16 protein-coding genes are annotated in these 22172 nt (G+C 38.6%); 13 read left to right on the forward strand and 3 right to left on the reverse strand.

The window, feature by feature from the left end; all coding sequences use genetic code 11:
* The first annotated feature begins 55 nt into the window (after window positions 1–55).
* The 7 genes from SOM16_RS14190 (at window position 56) to SOM16_RS14220 (ending at window position 13916) form a co-directional block, all read left to right on the forward strand.
* Window positions 56–1333, forward strand: coding sequence for a DUF4861 family protein (locus tag SOM16_RS14190; RefSeq protein WP_320464653.1), 1278 nt, complete (start codon window positions 56–58; stop codon window positions 1331–1333).
* Between the two features lie 154 nt (window positions 1334–1487).
* Window positions 1488–1985 (forward strand): phosphoheptose isomerase, encoded by a 498-nt coding sequence (locus SOM16_RS14195; protein ID WP_320464654.1) that lies wholly within the window; start codon window positions 1488–1490, stop codon window positions 1983–1985.
* A gap of 159 nt (window positions 1986–2144) precedes the next feature.
* Window positions 2145–2873, forward strand: coding sequence for an acyl-CoA desaturase (locus SOM16_RS14200; protein WP_320464655.1), 729 nt, complete (start codon window positions 2145–2147; stop codon window positions 2871–2873).
* 1559 nt (window positions 2874–4432) lie between these two features.
* Entirely contained in the window at window positions 4433–6889 is a 2457-nt protein-coding gene (locus SOM16_RS14205) for a TonB-dependent receptor domain-containing protein (protein WP_320464656.1), read from the forward strand.
* A gap of 268 nt (window positions 6890–7157) precedes the next feature.
* Entirely contained in the window at window positions 7158–10292 is a 3135-nt protein-coding gene (locus tag SOM16_RS14210; RefSeq protein WP_320464657.1) for a SusC/RagA family TonB-linked outer membrane protein, read from the forward strand.
* Window positions 10293–10304: 12 nt separating this feature from the next.
* Window positions 10305–11738, forward strand: a complete 1434-nt coding sequence (locus tag SOM16_RS14215; RefSeq protein ID WP_320464658.1) for a SusD/RagB family nutrient-binding outer membrane lipoprotein — start codon at window positions 10305–10307, stop codon at window positions 11736–11738.
* A gap of 99 nt (window positions 11739–11837) precedes the next feature.
* On the forward strand, window positions 11838–13916 hold the full coding sequence (locus SOM16_RS14220) for a S9 family peptidase (RefSeq protein WP_320464659.1): 2079 nt from the start codon (window positions 11838–11840) through the stop codon (window positions 13914–13916).
* Here the strand turns inward: SOM16_RS14220 and SOM16_RS14225 are convergent.
* Entirely contained in the window at window positions 13913–15574 is a 1662-nt protein-coding gene (locus tag SOM16_RS14225) for an ABC transporter substrate-binding protein (protein ID WP_320464660.1), read from the reverse strand. The two genes, SOM16_RS14220 and SOM16_RS14225, sit on opposite strands and share 4 nt — an antisense overlap.
* Before the next feature lie 19 nt (window positions 15575–15593).
* Here SOM16_RS14225 and SOM16_RS14230 point away from each other — a divergent pair, with 19 nt between their 5' ends.
* Both SOM16_RS14230 and SOM16_RS14235 read left to right on the forward strand, forming a co-directional pair.
* Window positions 15594–16046 carry a hypothetical protein gene (locus SOM16_RS14230; protein ID WP_320464661.1) on the forward strand — a complete coding sequence of 151 codons (453 nt, stop codon included), beginning with the start codon at window positions 15594–15596 and terminating at the stop codon, window positions 16044–16046.
* 119 nt (window positions 16047–16165) lie between these two features.
* Complete coding sequence (locus SOM16_RS14235) at window positions 16166–17239, forward strand: DUF2891 domain-containing protein (protein WP_320464662.1); 1074 nt, start codon at window positions 16166–16168, stop codon at window positions 17237–17239.
* A 155-nt stretch (window positions 17240–17394) separates the two neighbouring features.
* On the opposite strand, the gene SOM16_RS14240 is transcribed toward SOM16_RS14235, so the two are convergent.
* A complete protein-coding gene (locus SOM16_RS14240; protein ID WP_320464663.1) occupies window positions 17395–17982 on the reverse strand; it encodes a hypothetical protein in 588 nt (195 codons plus the stop codon).
* 200 nt (window positions 17983–18182) lie between these two features.
* The gene (locus SOM16_RS14245) at window positions 18183–18704 is read right to left on the reverse strand and encodes an NAD(P)H-dependent oxidoreductase (protein ID WP_320464664.1); all 522 of its coding nucleotides are present in this window, start codon (window positions 18702–18704) and stop codon (window positions 18183–18185) included.
* A 183-nt stretch (window positions 18705–18887) separates the two neighbouring features.
* Between SOM16_RS14245 and SOM16_RS14250 the strand changes: the two genes are divergently transcribed.
* From SOM16_RS14250 to dapB, 4 genes are all read left to right on the forward strand, one after another.
* Window positions 18888–19691 carry an AAA family ATPase gene (locus tag SOM16_RS14250; protein ID WP_320464665.1) on the forward strand — a complete coding sequence of 268 codons (804 nt, stop codon included), beginning with the start codon at window positions 18888–18890 and terminating at the stop codon, window positions 19689–19691.
* A gap of 7 nt (window positions 19692–19698) precedes the next feature.
* Window positions 19699–20607, forward strand: a complete 909-nt coding sequence (locus SOM16_RS14255) for a ParB/RepB/Spo0J family partition protein (RefSeq protein ID WP_320464666.1) — start codon at window positions 19699–19701, stop codon at window positions 20605–20607.
* Window positions 20607–21341, forward strand: a complete 735-nt coding sequence (locus SOM16_RS14260) for a DUF5683 domain-containing protein (RefSeq protein ID WP_320464667.1) — start codon at window positions 20607–20609, stop codon at window positions 21339–21341. Before SOM16_RS14255 ends, SOM16_RS14260 begins: the two co-directional genes overlap by 1 nt.
* A 92-nt stretch (window positions 21342–21433) precedes the next feature.
* Window positions 21434–22168, forward strand: a complete 735-nt coding sequence (gene dapB / locus SOM16_RS14265; protein ID WP_320464668.1) for a 4-hydroxy-tetrahydrodipicolinate reductase — start codon at window positions 21434–21436, stop codon at window positions 22166–22168.
* Window positions 22169–22172 lie beyond the last annotated feature (4 nt).

Genomic DNA, 22172 nt, shown 5'->3' on the forward strand with positions numbered 1-22172 from the left:
GCGGCATCATTTATGTTGCCCTTTGCTTAATTTTTAACTATTTATCCCATTACTCATGAGAAAAAAAGTCGCCACAACCATTTTATCACTTTTTATAATCCTTCCTGCCTTTGCCCAAAAAGTTTTGGAGCTTTCTAATCCCACAAATCTTCAGCGAAGCGATGAACTTGTAATTATTAAGCGTTCTGATATGAAAATTGCGCTAACAGCAGCAAAGCCTTATCTATCAGTAATAGCTGGCGATAAAAAATTACCAGTACAGTATGATGATTTTAACGGAGATGGTATTTGGGATGAAGCGGTTTTACTGTATACTTTTTCACCAATGGAGAAATTAAGTTTAAAAATCTCTCCTTCGGACAAGAAGCTTCCTGCGGATAAGGTAATGGCTCATATTCGGCACATGCGCAAAAATGTAGATAATTCGTTCGGACCGAACTTAAATACCGATTCTATTCCAACCGGACAACCAAATACTGATTTTAGCAAAGAAAAACTTCCACCATTTTTAACTGAAGGGCCAGCCTGGGAAAACGATAAAGTTGGCTTTCGTTTATATTTCGATGTGCGAAATGGAAAGGATATCTGGGGAAAAACCACCTCTAAAATGATGATGGATACGGTTGGTGTAGACCCTTCGGTAATTTATCATCATCAAGCAGATTGGGGAATGGATATTTATAAAGTTGGTACCTCACTAAGTGCTGGAGCGCTGGCTATCAATATTAAGCTTAAGGATGGAAAGGATTCTTTAATTAGACTGGGTGGCAGAAATATGGGTAAGGTAATTTATCATAAAATCGCCGATGGCCCTTATCGGGCAGTATTTCGTTTAACCTATCCCGAATGGAAATTTGCATCAGGATATGAGCCCATTTCTATTACAGAAAAAATCAGTATTTGGGGTGGTCAATACTTTTACAAAAGTGATATTATGGTTGAGCATGCGCCTGATAAATCTAGCCTGGTTACAGGTTTTGCAGATTTATTTAATATCCCATCAGGAGAAATTAAAGGTAAAAATACGAATGTTGTTTACGCTTATGGCCTGCAGAGCGAAAATCACGATCAGCTTGGATTGGCCATTATGGCCACCAAATCAGATTTTATTTCCTTTGGTAAAACGGCAACCACAGACAAAGATGTAAAGAACAGTTATTTAGTTTCGTTAAAAATGCCTGAAAAGGGAAAACAAACAGGTTTCAAATTTTATTCCGCATGGGAACCTTCTAATCAGCAATTTAAATCGAGAGATTCTTTTGTGAAATACTTAAACAACCAGGTGTTGAATAATGATCAGCCAATTATTTACGAAGTGGAAATAGTGAGGTGATTTACCTTTGCATTTGTTTGCAATGATTATTTTTGGGGCTTTTTGCTTCCGCTGACAGAAGGCTACTGTGAGGATATGGCTTTTAAAAAGGGTCAAAAAAAATTAAAGCCTGAAATGGCTTTTTTAATTTCAAAGCATTATTTTTACGCCAATTATGGAAAACGACAAAAGAGAAATATTCGATAGCGTTGCGCAACGTCTAAAAATTGAAGGTTTTAATGTAGTAAACCGCGATGAAACACGTCCTTGGGGAGGTTTCTTCGTAATTGACGAAGCCCAGGCTCAACAGTTTGCCGATACTTATTTTGACGGATTAGATGTAGAGGGTTTAAAAATAGGTGGTAAATTAAGTCCAAAGATATTAATAGTAGCCCCAAATACACGCTTATCATGGCAATATCACCACCGTAGAGCAGAAATATGGCAAGTGGTAACAGGTACAGTAGGAATTAAAACCAGCGAAACAGACGAAGAAGGTGAAGTGAAAAAATATTCGCCTAAAGATCAGATCAAATTGCAACAAGGTGAGCGTCACCGCTTAATTGGGTTAGCGGATTGGGGTGTAGTAGCAGAAATCTGGCAACACACAGATGCTTCCAATCCATCAGATGAAAGCGATATTGTAAGGGTACAAGACGATTTCGGTAGATAGTAATTCATTCAATAAAATATTTCAAAAGGCACGGTGAGTGATCTATCGTGCCTTTTAAACACATTTCTATAGCTCGTTTAAACAACGAACATTTATTAACGGCGACTTAATAAAAACTAAAAGTCGATAAATACCGTTTATATAGCATACACATTATACATGATTATCCTTATATTCTTTCTTTGCCATTGGTTTCTATCACTTTTTAGCCAAACCTTTTTTCTCCATCGTTATTCATCACATAAAATGTTTAAAATGGAGCTTTTTTGGGAAAGATTTTTTTACCTCATTTTGTTGATTTCTCAAGGTTCATCATTTTTAAATCCGAGGGCTTACGCGATCTTGCACCGGATGCACCATGCTTATAGCGATACAGAGAAAGATCCGCATTCACCTCATTTCTTTAAAGATGTTTTCGGGATGATGATTGCAACGAAGAACATGTATATGGATTATCTTCATTTTAAAATACAACCAGAGCCAGCTTTTCAGGGGAACTACCCGGAATGGCCTTTGATAGATCGCATAGGCAATTCTTGGTTATGGAGAATTGGATGTGGCTTATTTTACATTGGTTTTTATATCGCTTTTGCTAATCATTGGTGGTTGTTTATTTTATTGCCAATCCACTTTTTAATGGGGCCGCTACATGGTGCTATTGTAAACTGGTGTGGGCATAAATATGGCTATTCAAACCACGATAACGATGATCATAGTAAAAATTCATTACCATGGGATTTTCTGCTAATGGGCGAATTATTTCAAAATAATCATCATAAAAAGCCAAATAGTCCAAATTTCGCGACAAAATGGTGGGAATTTGATCCAACTTACCCAGTAATGAAAGTGTTGCATTGGATGAAAATTATTAAAATTAGAAAAGTTTAGTTTACTGATAAGTAAGTTTTTTTTTTGTAGTGTTAGTTTAACCATATAGAAATTGGATCATATAGACAATCTACGTTAACTGCTCTTTATTTCAAAAATTGGAACTTATATGATCTATCTGTCTTAGGTGGTTATTCAACTTTAGTGAATCCATTAAGCAAATTAATTCAACCATATAGAAACTTCGATCATATAGACCATCTGTTAACTGCTTTTTATTTCAAAAAAATTCGAACTTATATGATCTATATGTCTAAGGTGGTTAATTAATAATCGGTCTCTGTATTGGCAAATTAATTTAACCATATAGAAATTGAGATCATATAAACTATCCATGTTAATTGATTTATAATCTAAAATTCGAACTTATATGATCTATATGTCTAAGGTGGTTAATTAATAATCGGTCTCGCTAATGGCAAATTAGTTTAACCATATAGAAATTGAGATCATATAGACTATCCGTGTTAGTTGATTTATAATCTAAAATTCGAACCTATATGATCTATCTGTCTTAGGTGGTTAATTAATAATCGGTCTCGCTATTGGCAAATTAATTTAACCATATAGAAATTGAGATCATATAGGCCATCTATGTTAATTGGTTTCACACTCTAAAATTCGAACTTATATGATCTATCTGTCTTAGGTGGTTAATTAATAATCGGTGACTCTATCAAGCAAATTAATTTAACCATATAGGAATCGAGATCATATAGACAATCTATGTTAATTGATTTTACACTCTAAAATTCGGACTTATATGATCTATTTGTCTTAGGTGGTTAATTAATAATCGGTGACTCTATCAAGCAAATTAATTTAACCATATAGAAATCGAGATCATATAGACTATCGATTTACATTCTAAAATTCGAACTTATATGATCTATATGTCTTAGGTGGTTAATTAATAATCGGTCTCTCTACTGGCAAATTAATTTAACCATATAGAAATTGAGATCATATAGACAATCTATGTTAATTGATTTCACATTCTAGATTTCGAACTTATATGATCTATCTGTCTGAGGTGGTTAATCAATAATCGGTCTCTCAATTAGCAAATTAATTCAACCATATAGAAATTGAGATGACATAGACAATCAATATTAATTTATACTCTAAAATTCGAACTTATATGATCTATCTGTCTTAGGTGGTTAATTAATAATCGGTGACTCTATCAAGCAAATTGATTTAACCATATAGAAAACGAGACCGTATAGACTATCTATGTTAATTGATTTTACTCAAAAATTTAAGCTTAATATGGTTAATCAATAATAACAAGCAGCTCATTCCCATTAAAAATGAATTGGCTCAATGTTAAGCCACCAAGGTTCCCATCAGCTATAGTTTAAGTTGTTTTGCGCTCACAACTATCCAAAAATTTCTCTTTTTAGTACTTAATATTCGTCTTTCTTCCTGCATGTCTGTTTTTTACAGATAAAAATTGCAACTTTGCCGACCAAATAACCAAGTTGCGTAAAAATAATTCTTTCCGATTGTAACAAATTACGACCTGCGCGGACTAACAAACAAATACTAACTAAAAGATGAAACGAATTTTACTCTCAATCCTTATTCTTGGAACATTTATCAGCGCACAGGCACAATTTCCTGCTGGCGGTTTTGGTGGAGGAGCAAAGAAACCTACAGTATTCGGTCGTATTACCGCCACGATTTTAGATTCTGTTACCAAACAACCGATTGATTATGCGACCGTATCATTAATCAATGCCAAAGACAACAAATCAGTAAATGGAGGTGTAACAGATCCGAAAGGTAAATTATCCTTGCAAAATGTTGCTCCTGATTCTTACAAACTGATGATTGGGTTTATGGGATATAAAACCAAGTCTATTACAGTTACAACAACCCCGGCAAAACCAGATCAGAATTTAGGAACTATTTACATCTCTTCTACAGAGAATACATTGGCTGATGTTCAAATCCAGGGGACAAAAGCGATTATTGAAAATAAAATCGATAGAATGGTTTACAATGCAGAAGCAGATGGTACAAATGCCGGAGGTGATGCAACAGACGTGATGCGTAAAGTGCCGATGCTTTCTGTTGATGTTGATGGAAATGTTCAGCTACGCGGGGGTGCAGTACGTGTTTTAATTAATGGTAAACCTTCAGGAACAATGGCCAGCAGTGTATCTGATGCCTTAAAAATGATTCCTGCAGAACAAATTAAAAGTGTAGAAGTCATTACGAGTCCTTCAGCTAAATATGATGCAGAAGGTTCTGGCGGAATTATAAACATCATTACTAAAAAATCAAATGCACAGGGCGTTAGCGGAAGTGTAAATACATCCGTAGGAACCAGACAAAACAATGGCGCTTTTAATTTAACTGCTAAAACCGGCCGTTTAAGTGTAAATACCAGTTTAGGCGCAAATCTTGCCTATGCACAAGATTCCAGGTTATTATTTGAAAACAATACACGTACAGATTCTGCCGGAACAACCAGAATTAATAGCATCATCCAAAACGGAGTTTCCAAATTCAGCCGCAACGGTTACAATGGAAGTTTCGGTGCGGACTATGATTTCAACGCTTATAACAATGTAAGTTCTACATTTAAGTATAACAACTTCTCTAACGGTGGGCCTGGTAGTGCAGACTATATTTTGAATGGCGTTCCGCTAAGGAATGTAAGCAATATGGATGTCGGTTTTAATAACTTTGATTTTAATGTTGATTATAAGCATACCACAAAAAAAGAAGGAGAAGAATTCACTATTTCAGGTCAGCTATCCTCTGGAAAAAACTCAACAGATTTTGAGAATGAAATTATAGGCAGTTCCTTTCCGCCGATAAACAATAGCAACACCGGTAAGAACAAAGAATATACAGCACAAACAGATTATACTTATCCATTTAGTAAATCAACAATATTAGAAGTTGGTGCAAAAGGAATTTTCAGAAACATTAACAGTGAATTTTCTACCAATGCTGCTCAGGATTTTGAATACAATCAGGATGTTGCATCAGCTTATGGCGTAATCAGCTTCAAATTAAGTAAGAAATTAAATTTTAAAGGAGGATTAAGGTCAGAATATACTACGATAGATTTTAATACAGCACAAGGTGGTAATCAGAAAAATGATTATTTCAATTTATTTCCAAGTGCAATCATCTCTCAAACCTTAAAAGGAAATGCAACTTTAAAACTAAGTTATAACCGTAGGGTTCAGCGACCAAGTTTAGCTTATTTAAATCCTTTCCGTAATGAGAGCGATCAGTTTAATATCCGTCAGGGTGAACCCACATTAAACCCCGAGTTAAGTGATAACCTTGAGCTTGGTTATTCCACTTTTATTAAAGGTTCTGTAATTAATGCTTCTGTATTTTATCGTCGTACAGGTGGTGTAATCGAAAGTTCAATTACGCCATTTAGAGAAGGTAATTTAGATAAAACCCTAACTACTTATATCAATGTAGGTACTGCACAAACTTATGGTGCTAATGTATTTGCTTCTTACAACCCAAAACCAAAATGGACTTTAATGACTAATCTTGGTGTTAATACTTATGAAGTAAGCAATACGCAAACCGGAATTAGTACAGGAACATTTTTAAACTATAATATTTTCGGGCGCTCTGCTTATGGTTTTGGTAAAGGCTATAACTTTGAACTATTTGGAGTGGTTAATTCGCCAAGAAGAACTTATCAGGGAAAAACAGATGCGATGATTTTTTACGGAGCATCTTTCAAGAAAGACATCTGGAATAAAAAAGGTTCAATTGGAATCAACACTTTAAATCCTTTTAACCGAGATCTACATATTAAAACAGTGAACAATTCTGTAAATACTGTGGGAAATAAAACGAGTACACTTTTCCAAAGTTCTAATATTTACTATCCACTACGTTCATTCGGAGTAAACTTCAGCTACTCTTTTGGAAAGTTGAAATTCACAGAGAAGAAAAAGATTAAAAACGATGATGTGAAGCAAGATCAACAACAAGGCGGCGGAATGGGCGGCGGCTTACAGCAATAAAAAGCTAGTTTGAATAGTATAATGAAGAGTTTTCGGGTAATCCGGAAACTCTTTTTTTTTGTGTTATGGTTTGAGGGTGTAAAAATTACACTAAGGGGTGATTTTTTTATGTAAAAGGATATCTTTTGCGTGTTTTAGCTGGGTTTTGGTATTATTTTAGCGTGATTTGCGGTATACTGCGGAATTTCATTCTGCTTTTTGCGGTGTTTTTCTACTAAAACGTTATATTGCATCTGCTAACAATCATCAAACCCTAAATTCTTAAAATATGAAAAAAGTTTTTACCTCACTTTTTTTTCTGTTTCTTTTACTCATTGGGCTATCCTCCTTTGCCCAGGTAAAAACGGTAACAGGGAAAATTACCGCCACAGATGATGGCGGGCCCTTGCCTGGGGCAAGTATTAAAATTAAAGGTAGCAACACCGGAACTTCAACAGATGGAAACGGAAACTTTACTATTCAGGTGCCTTCATCTAGCGCTGTACTGATGATCAGTTTGCTGGGCTACAAAATGCAGGAAGTTGCAGTGGGCGACAGAACAACCATTAACCTCACACTTGCCTCAGATTCACAAGAACTTCAGGAAGTAACCATATCAACAGCACTGGGAATCACCAGACAAGCAAAATCACTTGGTTATGCCGCGCAGACAGTAAACGATAAAGATTTAAATTTTAATCATCAGCCTAACCTGCTCAATGCTTTACAAGGTAAGGTTGCAGGCGCAACAATATCAAGCACTGGCGGCGGGCCTGGTCAAGGTGCGAGCATCAGAATCAGAGGTGTAAATTCAATAGACCCAAACATTTCTGGCGACCCACTTTATGTGATCGATGGCGTACAGATTGATAACTCCACTTCTACCCAGGGCGCAAATCCCGGTGGAAATGCTTATGGTTCAAGAGGGGTGACCAACAGGGCTTCCGACGTTAATCCTGATGATATCGAAACCATTAACATTTTAAAAGGTGGGGCCGCAACAGCACTTTATGGCTTAAGAGGTGCAAATGGCGTAGTCGTAATCACCACCAAAAGAGGCAAGCAGAATGGAATCCAGATCAACCTGAATAGCAGTTATGGCTTCGATCAAGTTTTGATAAGTCCGAAGGTACAAACTGAATTTACGCAAGGCGTGTTGGGGGTATATACCAATCCTCCTGGCGGAATTGGGCCAGCCTGGGGACCAACAATTGCAGAAGCTAAGCTGATTGATCCAACTCATCCCGATAAACTTTATAACAATTACGATCAGGCATTTGGTACTGGTCAACAGGTAAAAAACTCACTTTCCTTAACTGGCGGAAGTGATGTGGTTAAATTTTTCTCTTCCATTTCACAGCTTTATCAGAAAGGGATGATGCCGAATACGGATAATAAAAATTTCTCCGGAAGATTAAATACGGATTTTATTATCAGTCCGAAGTTAAAAGCCTCTGTAAATATGAACTTCACCAACTCGGGCGGTTATACCTATAGCGCAGATCGATTTGGCGAGGGTTTGGCGTATTTTTCACCGAGGTATGATGTTGCAGATTATCAGAATCCTGATGGCTCTCAAAAATACCTGGGCACCAACAACCCGATTTGGGGTACCGCGAATAATAAGCTAAAAAGCGATGTGAACCGATACATTGCAGGTGCAAGCTTAACATATGATCCCCTAAAATGGTTAAACTTCTCTTATCGTTTCGGCGTAGATACCTATAATGAAAATAGAGTAAGAACCGCCCGTGGACCAATGTATACCGGAGAAGCGATGTACGATAATGACCAGGGATATTACGGTGAATATAACACTAAATTCAGAACGCTGAACAGCACCTTTGTAGCAACTGCATCAACCAAAATAGGTGAAGATATTACGGGTACGCTGAGATTAGGGCAAGAACTTTATGATCGCAGAATTAAAGAAACAGGAACGTTGGGCAGTATTCTGGGGATTTATAATTTCTTCAATCTCGCCAACGCAGGTGTGCTTACGCCAAGCCAGGCACTTAGAGAGAAACGCCTGATTGGCTATTTTGGTGAAGCAACTTTCGATTATAAAAACTACCTGTTTTTAACTTTAACAGGAAGAAATGATATCACCTCTACGCTTCCTAAAGAAAACAGGTCTTTCTTTTATCCATCTGCCAGTCTAAGTTATGTTTTCTCCGATCAGTTCAAATTGCCGGAAGTGATCAGCCAGGCTAAACTAAGATTGTCTTATGCCCGCATTGGAAAAGATGCATCAGAATATTCCACTTTCACTGGGTACACGCCGTACACCTCTTTACCTACCGGAACAGGTGGTTTAACCATAGGCGCAAATTTGGGAAATCCGGATTTATTGCCTGAATTTACCAATACTTACGAAGCCGGTTTAGAAATGTCGTTCTTTAAAAACCGAATCGGATTTGATTTCACTTACTATTATTCTTTAAGTACAGATCAGATTATCCAAACGCAAATATCATCTGCGGTTGGTTACGTAACCAAGTCGATCAATGCTGGCGATATCCGAAACCGTGGGGTAGAGTTGGTAATTAATGGTAAACCAATTGTTGGAAAGGATTTCAACTGGAGTACCAACCTTAACCTATCAGCAAACAGAAATAAGGTGCTTTCTATGCCGAACGGAATTACCGAAATTGTTTATGGTGCTGCCAGGGGTTATGGTAATGCTGGCGTAACGATGAAACTAATCGAAGGCCAGGCTTATGGTAATATCTACGGTAGTTATTTCAACCGATATTACGGCGGACAAGCAGAAGATCCGATTAACTTAGATAAAAACCTTCCGCTGTTAATTGGCGCAAATGGTTTTCCGAGTATTTCGGGAGGGAAGCAAAAGTTGTTGGGTAACTCACAACCAGACTACATTATTGGTTTCGGGAACAACTTCAGCTATAAAAATTTCAGTCTAAATATATTATTCGATGCCCGTTTAGGTTTTGAAAAATACAACTGGCTCGAAGATTTCTATTCTGCATTCGGCTTGCCAGATTATACAGCAGATCGGAGAACCACAAGGGTTTTTGATGGTGTTTTAGCCAACGGTCAGCCCAATACAAAACCCGTTTACATGGGTCAAAGATTAGGGCCGGATCGTGTAGATTATGGTGAAGGTTACTACCGGATTTTATACCGCAATGTTTCTGAGCCGTTTGTAAGCGACGCTTCCTGGGTACGTTTACGCTCGGCCAGTTTGAGTTACCGCTTACCAGCAGAATGGTTGCCTGCGAAGGCCATTAAAAATGCGTCGTTATCCGTAACCGGAAATAATTTATGGTTATGGACTAAATATTATGGCGTAGATCCCGAATCGAGTTCGTACGATTCTGGTAGCAACAACGACGGGTCAGCAGGATTTACTTATCCTTCGGCACGTACCATTATGTTTTCCCTTAATGTTGGTTTTTAAAAAAGAATGAAGATGCAAAAGATTATAAAATATACTTTGTTTTCGGCTGTAATTGCAACATTAGGTTTGCAAAGCTGTAAGGATAGTTACTTTGATAAACTATCTGATAACCCAAACCAGGTTGCCAACCCGACACTAAATACCCTGCTGGCTACGTCCACTTATAAAGCGGGTTTCAATAATTACAGTGTGGCCAGTATCATATTGCCTTATGTGCAATATACTGCAAACCCGGCGGCAAATGGTGCCGGAGACACCTATCAGGCGATTGATTTTAGCGGCACCTGGGATTTACTTTATTTTGCCATGGCAGATGCGAATGAACTGAAGAAGCTGGCAATCGCACAAAATTCAAGCGAGTACAAAGGCGTGGCAGATGTGCTGATTGCCTATAACTTGATCATGGTGAATGACCTTTGGGGCGGTGCACCATTTTCTGAAGCCTTTAATATCAACAACCTGGTTCCAAAATATGACAAGCAGGAAGAGGTTTATGCCTCAACAATGGCATTGGTAGATGAAGCGATTGTAGAGCTTGCTAAAACAGATGCTACTGTAAAACTTGCTGCAGCCAGCGATTTAATTTACGGAACTACGGCTTCTACTGAAAGGGCAAACTGGTTAAAAATGGCCTATGGCTTAAAAGCAAGGTTGCTTAATAAAGTAAGTAAGCGCAATACTTATAATCCAACAGCGGTGTTAGATGCTCTGAGTAAATCTTTCGTCAGCAATGATGATGATGCCAGAATGCAAACTTTCAGAGAACGCAGTCCCTGGGCAACCGTGGCCTTAAATAATGAACAGCAATCACTTGGGGGCTGGCTTTCAGAGCAGTTGATAGATGCCTTGAACGGTACAAGCTATCCGGTTTTTGATCCACGTTTACCAAAAATTACCGATTTAACAGTAGATGGAAAATATATTGGTACAGTGAACGGTGCTGGAAACCGCGCTCCGGGTGCTAACACCAGAAAGGACGAAAATTATATTTCACGTAATTCTCCTTGGAGCGGCAATACCTCACCAATTTTTATCATTACCTATGCCGAGTTGAAATTTATCGAAGCCGAAGCTGCTTTTGATGTTGACAGAACAAGATCTTACAATGCCTATCTGGCCGCAATTCGAGCCAACATGGATAAGTTTCAGGTGTCTTCAGCAGATAAGGAAGCCTACCTTGCTCAGCCAACAGTTGCTGTGGGGGCTACTGCGCTCACCAAAGACCTGATTTTTAAAGAAAAGTACATTGCCACTTATTTAAATCCCGAGGCCTGGAACGATGCCCGTCGTTTTGATTACAGATATAAAGATTTTACGATGCCAGCAAATGCCGCATTACCTACCTTCATTCGCCGTTTAGATTATCCACAGGGCGAAAGAAGTAAAAATGGAGCAAATGTTCCCGTGGATGTTTTAAGAACGACCAGGCTTTGGTGGGATCAGTAAGCAGTTTAAGATTGATTTTTCTATCGGTTGGTGTCTCACCAACCGATAAATTCATGTTTGTAAATTCAATTCAAAAAGGACCATTTTCAAATCCTAGTTATGAAGCCGTCGCTATTTACTTTACTTCTATTCTGCTTATCACCCTCCATTTTTGCGCAATCGTTTTCTATCCAATCTGTACTTAGTTATCCATTTCCCAGCCAATTGATTGCTGCTCCTAACGGATCAACGATAGCCTGGGCGGCAAATGAGCAGGGGAAAAGAAATATCTACCTGGCCAAAGCACCTGCCTACGAAGCCATAAAGATGACAGCGTTTAATGAAGACGACGGTCAGGAACTAACCAGCCTTTCTATCTCTGCAGATGGAAACTGGATTGTTTTTGTTAGAGGTGGTGATCATGGTGGAAGAGATGGCGGCCCGGTAAATGCTGCTTCATCGCCGATTGCACCTAAAATGCAGGTATTAAGTTTAAACATCAAAGATAAAATGATTAAGGTGTTAGGTGAAGGGGATCACCCTTTGATTTCGCCCGACAGCAAAACGGTTATTTTTGACAATGGCGGACAAATTAAAAGTGTACCCCTTGATGGATCTGCAGCAGCAAGCACCTTATTTTACGCCAAAGGCACAAATAGCAGCTATAAATGGTCGCCAGATGGAAAAAAATTAGTTTTTGTTTGTAACCGGGCCGATCATTCCTACATCGGCATTTTTGTTGATCAAAAAATACCTGTCCAATGGTTATTGCCATCCTTTTCCAGAGATGTGACACCTGCCTGGTCAGCTGATGGAACCGAAATTGCTTTTGTTAGATTGCCCGGTTTAGGAACTGAAGCCGATTCTACTTTAGCCAGAAAACATCAGCCATGGGCGATATGGAAAGTAAATGTCAATACTGGCAAAGGAAAACAACTTTATAAAGCACCTGAAACGATCAGGGGCTCATTTCCGGCAATGGAAGGAGGAGCCAATTTGCTATGGGCTAAGGAGAGAATTGTTTTTACCTCTTATCAGGATGGATGGCCACACTTATATTCAATGAAGACCAATGGTTCTGACCAAAAGAACCTGACTCCCGGAAACTTTACTGTAGAAAATATCAAGCTTAGCAACGATAAAAAGGCACTTGTTTTTGCGGCCAACACCGGTAAAAATGATGACGATTTAGATAGAAGACATATCTATCGTGTGCCTGTTGATCAATCACGTATGGAATTAATCACCTTGGGAAAGGGTATCGAAGCATATCCGGTAATTTCTGGCGACGATAAAAGTATTTTTTGCCTGAGTGCTAATGCCCGGCAGCCGCTATTGCCAGCATTCATAGATCACGGCAAACTCAAATTAATAGGATCGGAGTTAATTCCGAAAGATTTTCCATCAAATGCCATGGTTACCCCCGAACACGTGAGCTTTAAAGCCATGGATGGGAACGATGTATACGGGCAACTTTTTTCTCCGAAGAAGGTGGTAAAAAATCATCCTGCAATTGTGTATGTGCATGGCGGTCCGCAAAGGCAGATGCTGCTCGGTTGGAATCCGATGGATTATTATTCTATAGATTATGCCTTAAACCAGTACCTGGTGAGCATAGGTTTTACAGTGCTGTCAGTAAATTATCGATTAGGTTTAGGCTATGGGTATGATTTTCATAAGCCACTGAATGCAGGTGCGCAAGGTGCTTCAGAATACCAGGATATTAAAGCAGCAGGCGAATGGTTGGCAAAGCAACCAAATATCAATCCCGATAAGATTGGTATCTATGGTGGTTCTTATGGTGGCTACTTAACCGCTTTGGCTTTAGGTAAAGACTCAAAATTATTTGCTGCAGGCGTTGATATTCATGGCGTAAATAACAGGTTTGGAAATAATTCGACAGCAGGAAAGGCGCCTGCACCGGATGCCGATTTAGCAGAAAAAATTGCGATAAAATCTTCGCCAGTAACTTATGTCAATACCTGGACTTCCCCAACATTAATTATTCATGCAGATGACGATCGGAATGTAGCATTTAGCCAAAGTGTAGATTTAGCTAAGCGTTTTGAAGATAAAAAGTTTGAGTTCGAATCGCTTGTTATTCCAGACGATACCCACCATTGGATGAAGTTTTCAAACGGAGTTAAAGTAAGTGAAGCAACGGCTGATTTCCTTAAACGGAAATTGATGAAGAATTAGTTTTTCTTAATGTTTTTCAAGATCATTAAACTTAAGGCATTGAAGGCATAGCCGCTGATGTTATTTTGAAGCATCACGACAGATTGATCGTAAAATAGTGGCACCACTGGCGCATATTCCATTACCATTTGATCCATCTTTCGGTAAAGTTCGAAACGTTTTTGATCATTGGCCTCATAATAACTTTGTTCGAATAGTTTATCGAAATCTTTATTGTAGTAAGCAAAGTAATTTGGTCCGTTAGGTACCTTGTTTTTTGAATAAAACATAGAAAGGAAGTTTTCGCCATCTGCATAATCGGCAAGCCAGGAACCGCGAAAGAAATTAACGTTGTTTTTAGACATCAACTCTCTCAGGCTCGCACTCGGACTCACATCAATTTTCACTTTCATGCCAATGTTGGTAAGCTCACCTTGAATAAACTCGATCAAATCTTTGTAAGTAGTGGTGGTGTTCAGGGTAATTTCTGGTAAACCCTTTCCGCCTGGAAAGCCAGCTTCTTTTAATAATTTGGCAGATAAGACCGGGTTATAAGTATAGCCTTTTACAGCAAGGCTATCAAATCCAGGCATTCCTTTTGGGATAAAACCTGAAGTTGCTGCAATACCAATCCCATTTCTCAGGTATCGGATTAGTTTGTCGCGATCAATCGCGTAGTTAATCGCCTGGCGTATTTTTTTTACTCTTAAAGGCGATTTTTTTACGATTGCCAGGTTCGTGTCTACCAAAATCCCAACATATTCTGTACAGATGTATGGGCTTTTCGTTAGTGTAAATTTCCCTTTGTACTTTGATACCATTTTTCCGCTCTTCGTGAGGATATCATCGCGATAGCTACCATCAACATTGTAGTAAAAATCGAGGTCTTTTTTTAAAAAACTCATAAAGCCGCTCTGTTTATCTGTAATGAAAGTAGCCTTCACAGCATCAAGATAAGGCAGTTGAACTCCGGCCTGATCTTTCTCCCAATAGTTTTCGTTTTTCAACAGTACTAAGATTTCGCCTTCTTTCCAATATTTGAATTTGAAGGGCCCTGTACCAATCGGGTGACTTCTAAAATCTTTCCCATAATGTGCCACTACCTCTTTCGGTACTACAGAACAATATTGTGTGGTCAATAAATTCATGAAAGGAGGAAAAGGCTTAACCAGCTTAATCTGAAAGGTAGAGTCGTTTAGTGCGATAAAATTACCTTGATCTTTTACCTTGTCGCTGAAGATCCATCCGCCAGAAGAGGCAACTTTTGGATCAATTAGTCTGTAAAAGCTGTAGGCAAAATCACTTGCAATAACCTTTCTGCCCTTACCACCTTTAAAAATCGGATCATCGTGAAAATAAACATCATTACGTAATTTAAAGGTATAGGTTAGGGCATCATCAGATACCTGCCAGCTTTTGGCAATGCAGGGAATCGTTTTCAAGCCCGAATCGATTTGAACCAAACCATTAAAAATCTGGTTGGTCATCCATATGGCATTCTGATTGCGGGCAAAAGCAGGATCGATAGAGGTTAATCCCTGATCCAGGTTGATATTGAAAGTCTTTTTATTGCTGTTTACGGTATCCTGATTGCAGGAAGTGAAAAGAATGGCAAAGAAAATCCAAAATATATACTTAAATGAAGCCTGCATGAAATAAGGATTGTTATTTTTGCACAAATTAATAAATTTAATGCAGATGTCTTTTTTAAACGATTTATTTATCGGCCTTGATGCCACAATTCGCGAAGATTTACAAGAGCGATTAGATATTGTGGAACATAAAATTAAATTTATGGATAAAGTTCCCGTTGCATTATTAGATGTCAGCAATACTCCGGGCTATGCACTTAGTGAAGAAATTACTTTTGCCGGCGGTATGCTGGAAACTGATATCCTGAGCGCTGTCTTTATTGTTTATTATCAACCTGGTAAAACATTAACTGATTTAATGCGCGAAGTGCCATCGGCTTTGGGTGAAGATTGGCAAGCTGTAAAAAATAACCGCGTCATCTTACTCAATGATGATACTACCCGCGAACGCTCTGCTGAAAACGCAGTAGCTTTAATTGAAGACCTCGCAGAAATGTTGCACCCGGGATCATTTATTTTTGGCCATGAAGGCGATAAATGGATTAGGTTTGGAGTTTGAGAATAGGGAAATAGACAAGAAGTGGAGATAGGAAATAGAGAGGACAGATCGGGAATGGGAAGCGGGATATGGAAAAAAGAACTGGATTGGAACAATAATTTTTTAAGTTTAATTTAATAATGAGAAAGATTTTTATCATTGGTATGCTGGCATTTTCATTTCTAGTTGCTCATGCACAGACTGTTCCGACATTGACGGCTGATGTTGCAGAAAAACTTTCCAAAATGCCTTTAGGTTGTATCAGTCAGGAGTTTCCTAATAAAACTTCACATGTAGCCAATACAGCGGTTGATGGGCGGTTATTGCCAAGTGAGCTGCATCCGGCATTTTACGGGTGTCTGGATTGGCACAGTTCTGTTCACGGGCATTGGATGTTGCTGCGGTTACTAAAAACGATACCTGATTTAAAAAATAAATCTGAAATTATTGCCCAATTAAATGCCACTTTAACGCCAGAAAAAATGAAGGCAGAGGCAGAATACTTTTCCAAATACCAGGTAGCCAATACCTACGAACGTACGTATGGTTGGGCCTGGTTATTAAAGCTCGATCAGGAATTATATACCTGGGATAATCCGGATGCGAAGAAATGGTACGCCGCATTGCAGCCCCTCACTCAACAGATTTTAAAACTTTGGAAGGCGTATCTGCCTAAACAAACGTATCCAAACCGCACAGGTGTGCACCCTAATACTGCTTTTGGATTAGTTTTTGCGTTAGATTGGGCCAGAACTTTTAAGGATGCTGATTTTGAGAAGCAAATTGATGAGAAAGCAAAAGCATTTTATTTAGATAATACCGCTACTCCTGCATACCTCGAACCTGATGGATCTGATTTCTTTTCACCAAGCCTGGAAATAGCTGATTTGATGAGGCGTGTTCTGCCAAATAAACAATTTGTGAGTTGGCTGAATAAGTTTTACGAAGAAAAAAGTATCAGGCGCATTAGTGATATGCCAGTAATTAGTGATATCAACGATTATCAGGGCGTTCATTTGGTCGGCCTATCTTTTACGCGGGCCTGGTGCATGAAAGGCATAGCAAAAGAATTACCGAAAAACCATAAATTAAAGCAACGTTTCGAAACAACAGCAGATCGTTTTCTGGCCAATGCCTTACCATTGGTGTTTGCCGGTAATTATGGTGGCGACCACTGGTTGGCATCTTTTGCCGTTTACGCTTTGCAAAAATAATTGACGCAGATTAATGCCTTTCTTTTTGACTGAAGTTAACGATTAAATCGTTAAGTGATAATAGCAATGTATTGCACCAATTAAGCGGCTTGCATTGGTTGCAAGCCGCAAACTAAGCGTAATGTTGAGGTTGCGTTTATTGAATTTTTATTTTGCTATTTTCTTCTAAACAGGCCAAAGTTATACCTGAAGCCGGCAACGTAACTGGTATAGCCATTGCCGTTAGATCCTTTGGCAAAAAATTCTATATTATCTCCTTTTTTGAGCGGAATTTGATAGCCTAGTCCGTATGCCTGATAGAAGCTGTTGGTTGCGTAAGTGCCATTATTATAACTTGATCCGGCACCTTTGTATTGGTAGTTTGTCGTTTCATACGCCTCCTGGTAACCGAAGTCGGCTGATAGATAGAAACCACCCAGATAGTATTTTGCACCAGCATAAAGGGCGTTTTGCAGGAGTTTGTAATTTTTCACCTGGGTTAAACCTGCGCTGCTTCCAAAGTCAGAAGCATTGCCGTTTTTTTGCGTATAGGCAATGTTAATGCCCGCCGTGAATCCCCAATGTTTATTTAGTCGGTATTCATAGCCAAGTTCTGCACCATAAACCGGCGCTTTCATTGTAGAATTAAATCCAACAAACGGTGATACATGAATGGAGTGTCTGATCAAAGAATCCTGGGCTTTGATGTGGCAGATGCTGATGGCGAAGAAGAGCATCGTGAGAAGTATGTTTTTAGTTTTCATATTGCTAAAATATAATGACTAAAACCACATTCAGATTTATTAACCTGGTTTAACCTAGCTTACAATTTTTAACTTAAATTATGTTAAAGTGATCGACCAAATCATTCAGTTTTCGATATCCACGAAGTTCTATGGAACCGTGCAAACAAGGCATCAGTACCAAATTTCGCAGCGTTAAGTTGGGCTTTCGATTAAAAAAACTAAAACCTGACAAACTTATCGATCTGTTCATTGGTGAATTTAATGGTATCTTCCTGAATTAGGTTTCCTGATGAATCCAACTCTTGTTTAATGTTTGGAATGTGGATGCGGAGTGGAAGTACATTGAGATGTATATAGTGGCAAACCCCTGTAAAATGATCGATACCGCGGATATTGCCATATTTTCCGGAGGAGATGCCAACTAATGCGGCTTTTTTATCATAAAAACTATTTGGAAAATCGCAGGCATCAATTAATACCTTTAGCACACCCGGGAAACTGCCGTTATATTCTGGTATAATAAAAATAAACTTACTGGTTTTTGCGATTAAATCCTGTATTTCCTGAAAGGCAGAGGAGCGCTTACCAAACATATCTGTATTCAATACATCGGCTGGAAGTTGCTCCAGGCTAAATAGTGTAGCCTCTTCACCACGGAGTTTTAACTGCGCCTGGTAATAATTGGCAATTTTTAAAGTATTGCTGTTGGGTCTGTTGGTGCCTACTATTATGGTAATCATGGATGAATTGTTAATAAGATGTTCAAAACCGGAAAGCCCTTATTGCTAAAATTGCCATATAGTTTGTATCTTAGCTGATTGAGAAAAAGGGCGTAAACAACGCAAAAATAGAACTTTTTGCCGATTAAAAGGCATAAAATATACGCAGCCCAAATAAACGTTAAGTAAATTTCGGATAGATAGATGAGCAAAATTATTGCATTAGCAAATCAAAAAGGTGGTGTTGGTAAAACAACGTCATCTATAAACCTGGCTGCCAGTTTAGCCGTACTAGAATACAAAACTTTATTGGTAGATGCTGATCCTCAGGCAAATTCAACATCAGGTATCGGTTTCGATCCCCGCAATATTAAAGATAGTATCTATGAATGTATCATCAACGATATCGATCCAAGTCAGGCCATTCAAAAGACGGATACCCCGAATTTAGATTTATTACCTGCACATATAGATTTAGTAGGTGCTGAAATTGAGATGATTAACCTGAATAACCGCGAGTATAAAATGAAAGCGGTTTTGGAGAAAATTAAAGATCAGTATGATTTTATCATCATCGATTGCTCTCCATCTTTAGGTTTAATTACCATTAACGCACTTACAGCTGCGGATTCGGTGATTATTCCGGTACAGTGTGAATATTTTGCTTTGGAGGGTTTAGGAAAATTATTAAATACAATTAAGATCGTACAAAATCGTTTAAACCCTGACCTGGAAATAGAAGGAATTTTATTAACGATGTATGATGTACGTTTAAGATTGTCTAACCAGGTAGTAGAAGAAGTAAGAACGCACTTCCATGAATTGGTTTTTGATACCATTATTCAACGGAACACGCGTTTAAGCGAGGCGCCAAGTTATGGCGTTTCGGTAATTATGCACGATGCAAATTGCAAAGGTGCCATCAATTACCTGAACCTTGCTAGGGAAATCGTGAAGAAAAACGGCTTGTTAAAAGAGGAAGAAAACATAGACTCAGCAACTTTATAAATTATAGATGACATCTTTTCAGCGAAAAACAGGTTTAGGAAGAGGGTTAAGTGCGCTTTTAGATGATAGCGAGTCTGCTCATCCGCCAAAGCAGCAGGTAAATGCTGTAAGCGAAACCGAGCAGATTGGCAATATCAGTCACGTAAGTTTAACTGAAGTTGAAACCAATCCCTATCAGCCGCGTACCGAATTTGATCAGGTAGCTTTAAACGAACTGGCAGATTCCATTAAAATACAAGGTTTAATTCAGCCCATCACCGTCAGGAAACTGGGCGCCAATAAATACCAGTTAATTTCCGGTGAACGGAGATTCAGGGCTTCGAAATTAGCAGGGTTAACACAAATTCCAGCTTATATCCGCAGTGCTAACGACCAGCAGATGCTGGAAATGGCACTTATCGAAAACATTCAACGGGAGAATTTAAATGCAATTGAGGTTGCTTTAAGTTTCCAAAGGATGATTGATGAGGTAGGTTTGAAGCAGGAACAACTGGGCGAGCGCGTAGGGAAAAACCGGACTACGGTAACTAATTATCTCCGTTTATTAAAACTTCCGCCAGTCATTCAGGCATCCATTCGCGATCAAAAAATTTCTATGGGCCATGCAAGGGCACTAATTAATGTAGATGGTGTTGATAAACAATTATTTATTCACCAGGAAATTTTAGATAAAGGTCTTTCCGTTCGGAAGGTAGAAGAATTGGTGAGAAACCTTCATCATGCACCTTCTAAAACAGAAGAAAAGCCTAAAGAAAAGGGTGTTTCTTTTCAATATCAGAAATTACAGGATGATCTGGCCTCGAAGTTTGCAACCCGCGTAAAATTAAAAGTAACGCAGAACGGCAAAGGGGCTATAGAAATTCCTTTTATGAGCGACGACGATTTAAATAGAATCTTAGAATTATTAGATTGGTAATGCGTATTCAAAAGGTTTTATTATTGTTTTCTCTGCTTATATTTTTTCTGGCTAACCTGGCATCTGCTCAGGTAGTGGATACAACGGGCAAACAAACAGATACGCTGAAGAGCCGTAACTATAAGCCAATGAAGGTGGATTCGCCCAAGGTGATGTCGAGGCGGGATTCTGCAAAAGCCAAATATGTAAATCCTGGAAAAGTGGCCGGAAGAAAAGCAGTTTTTAGATCGATGATTATTCCGGGATGGGGGCAATTGTACAACATGCAGCTACTCAATGATGGCTATGGTACGCGGGCAGGTAAAAGTCAAACACTTCAGAAAATTTATACTACAGGTAAGATTGCGGCCATTTACGGCGGATTTACAGCACTCACATTATCCTATATTGAGAGTAGAAAGAATTATAAAGTCTTTTTGAAAGAAGGGCAGTCCAGACAATTGCCCATTGCACAAAGAGTTGGTGACTTTGCACCGAATCCAACGCTAACCCGTTATTCAGATCAGGGAGTGCTTGATAATAAGAGTGTTTTTAAGCGAAACAGTCAGATTGTTATTTTTTCTTACGGTTTGCTTTATGCAGCAAATATTGTTGATGCTTATGTTGCAGCACGATTACACTTTTTCAATATAGATGATGACCTGGCTTTTCAGGTTCGACCATCAGTAATTACCACAAATACGATGTATGGATTCAATGCAACGCCATCGTTAAAATTATCGTTAACATTTTAATAAATAGGAGACCATTAGGATCTTTTAAAATTATGCAGTATAATAATTAAGATCCTGATCGCTCTAACAACTTTAACAATAAAATTATAAAGATGAAAATTGCGCTTTTAGGTTATGGCAAAATGGGTCAGATTATAGAAAAATTTGCCCTTGAACGCGGTCACGAAATCGTTTTAAAAATAGCAGTAGATAACCTGGAAGATCTAACCAGACAGCATTTAAAGGCTGCTGATGTAGCGATAGATTTTAGTACGCCAGATGCTGTATTGAGTAATATCGATGCCTGTTTTGATGCTAATGTTCCTGTCGTTGTGGGTACAACGGGTTGGTATGGTAAGCTACAGGATGTTAAAAATGACTGTGATAGCAGTAACAATACCTTGCTTTATGGTTCTAACTTCAGTATTGGGGTAAATTTGTTCTTCAAGCTCAACCAAACGCTGGCAAAGCTGATGAATAATTATCCGGCTTATGAGGTACAGGTGGAAGAAATTCACCATACTCAGAAACTGGATTCACCGAGCGGTACAGCCATCACAATTGCCGAAGGAATTGTGGATAATCTAGAGAGAAAATCAGAGTGGTTAAATGAAGTAGTTGGTAGCGATGTAGAGTTATTTCCGAAAGCAGAACAGCTGTTAATTGAATCACATCGAATTGAGAATATTCCAGGTACACATACCGTTATTTACAGTAGTGAGGTAGATGATATTGAAATTAAGCATACTGCTCACAGTCGGGCGGGCTTTGCATTAGGTGCTGTTGTAGCTGCAGAATGGTTGAAAAATAAAAAAGGATTTTTCAGTATTACTGATATATTTGAGTAAGCTG

Source organism: Pedobacter sp. CFBP9032, assembly GCF_034045265.1.
Classification (GTDB): Bacteria; Bacteroidota; Bacteroidia; order Sphingobacteriales; family Sphingobacteriaceae; genus Pedobacter.

What these genes read in the sequence shown, in the direction of transcription:
- SOM16_RS14260 (WP_320464667.1), top strand. Translation starts at nt 20,607, where the DNA reads ATGCGTATTCAAAAGGTTTTATTATTGTTTTCTCTGCTTATATTTTTT.
- SOM16_RS14240 (WP_320464663.1), bottom strand. Translation starts at nt 17,982, where the DNA reads ATGAAAACTAAAAACATACTTCTCACGATGCTCTTCTTCGCCATCAGC.
- SOM16_RS14250 (WP_320464665.1), top strand. Translation starts at nt 18,888, where the DNA reads ATGAGCAAAATTATTGCATTAGCAAATCAAAAAGGTGGTGTTGGTAAA.
- SOM16_RS14245 (WP_320464664.1), bottom strand. Translation starts at nt 18,704, where the DNA reads ATGATTACCATAATAGTAGGCACCAACAGACCCAACAGCAATACTTTA.
- SOM16_RS14195 (WP_320464654.1), top strand. Translation starts at nt 1,488, where the DNA reads ATGGAAAACGACAAAAGAGAAATATTCGATAGCGTTGCGCAACGTCTA.
- SOM16_RS14190 (WP_320464653.1), top strand. Translation starts at nt 56, where the DNA reads ATGAGAAAAAAAGTCGCCACAACCATTTTATCACTTTTTATAATCCTT.
- SOM16_RS14235 (WP_320464662.1), top strand. Translation starts at nt 16,166, where the DNA reads ATGAGAAAGATTTTTATCATTGGTATGCTGGCATTTTCATTTCTAGTT.
- SOM16_RS14255 (WP_320464666.1), top strand. Translation starts at nt 19,699, where the DNA reads ATGACATCTTTTCAGCGAAAAACAGGTTTAGGAAGAGGGTTAAGTGCG.
- SOM16_RS14205 (WP_320464656.1), top strand. Translation starts at nt 4,433, where the DNA reads ATGAAACGAATTTTACTCTCAATCCTTATTCTTGGAACATTTATCAGC.
- dapB (WP_320464668.1), top strand. Translation starts at nt 21,434, where the DNA reads ATGAAAATTGCGCTTTTAGGTTATGGCAAAATGGGTCAGATTATAGAA.
- SOM16_RS14230 (WP_320464661.1), top strand. Translation starts at nt 15,594, where the DNA reads ATGTCTTTTTTAAACGATTTATTTATCGGCCTTGATGCCACAATTCGC.
- SOM16_RS14220 (WP_320464659.1), top strand. Translation starts at nt 11,838, where the DNA reads ATGAAGCCGTCGCTATTTACTTTACTTCTATTCTGCTTATCACCCTCC.
- SOM16_RS14210 (WP_320464657.1), top strand. Translation starts at nt 7,158, where the DNA reads ATGAAAAAAGTTTTTACCTCACTTTTTTTTCTGTTTCTTTTACTCATT.
- SOM16_RS14215 (WP_320464658.1), top strand. Translation starts at nt 10,305, where the DNA reads ATGCAAAAGATTATAAAATATACTTTGTTTTCGGCTGTAATTGCAACA.
- SOM16_RS14200 (WP_320464655.1), top strand. Translation starts at nt 2,145, where the DNA reads ATGATTATCCTTATATTCTTTCTTTGCCATTGGTTTCTATCACTTTTT.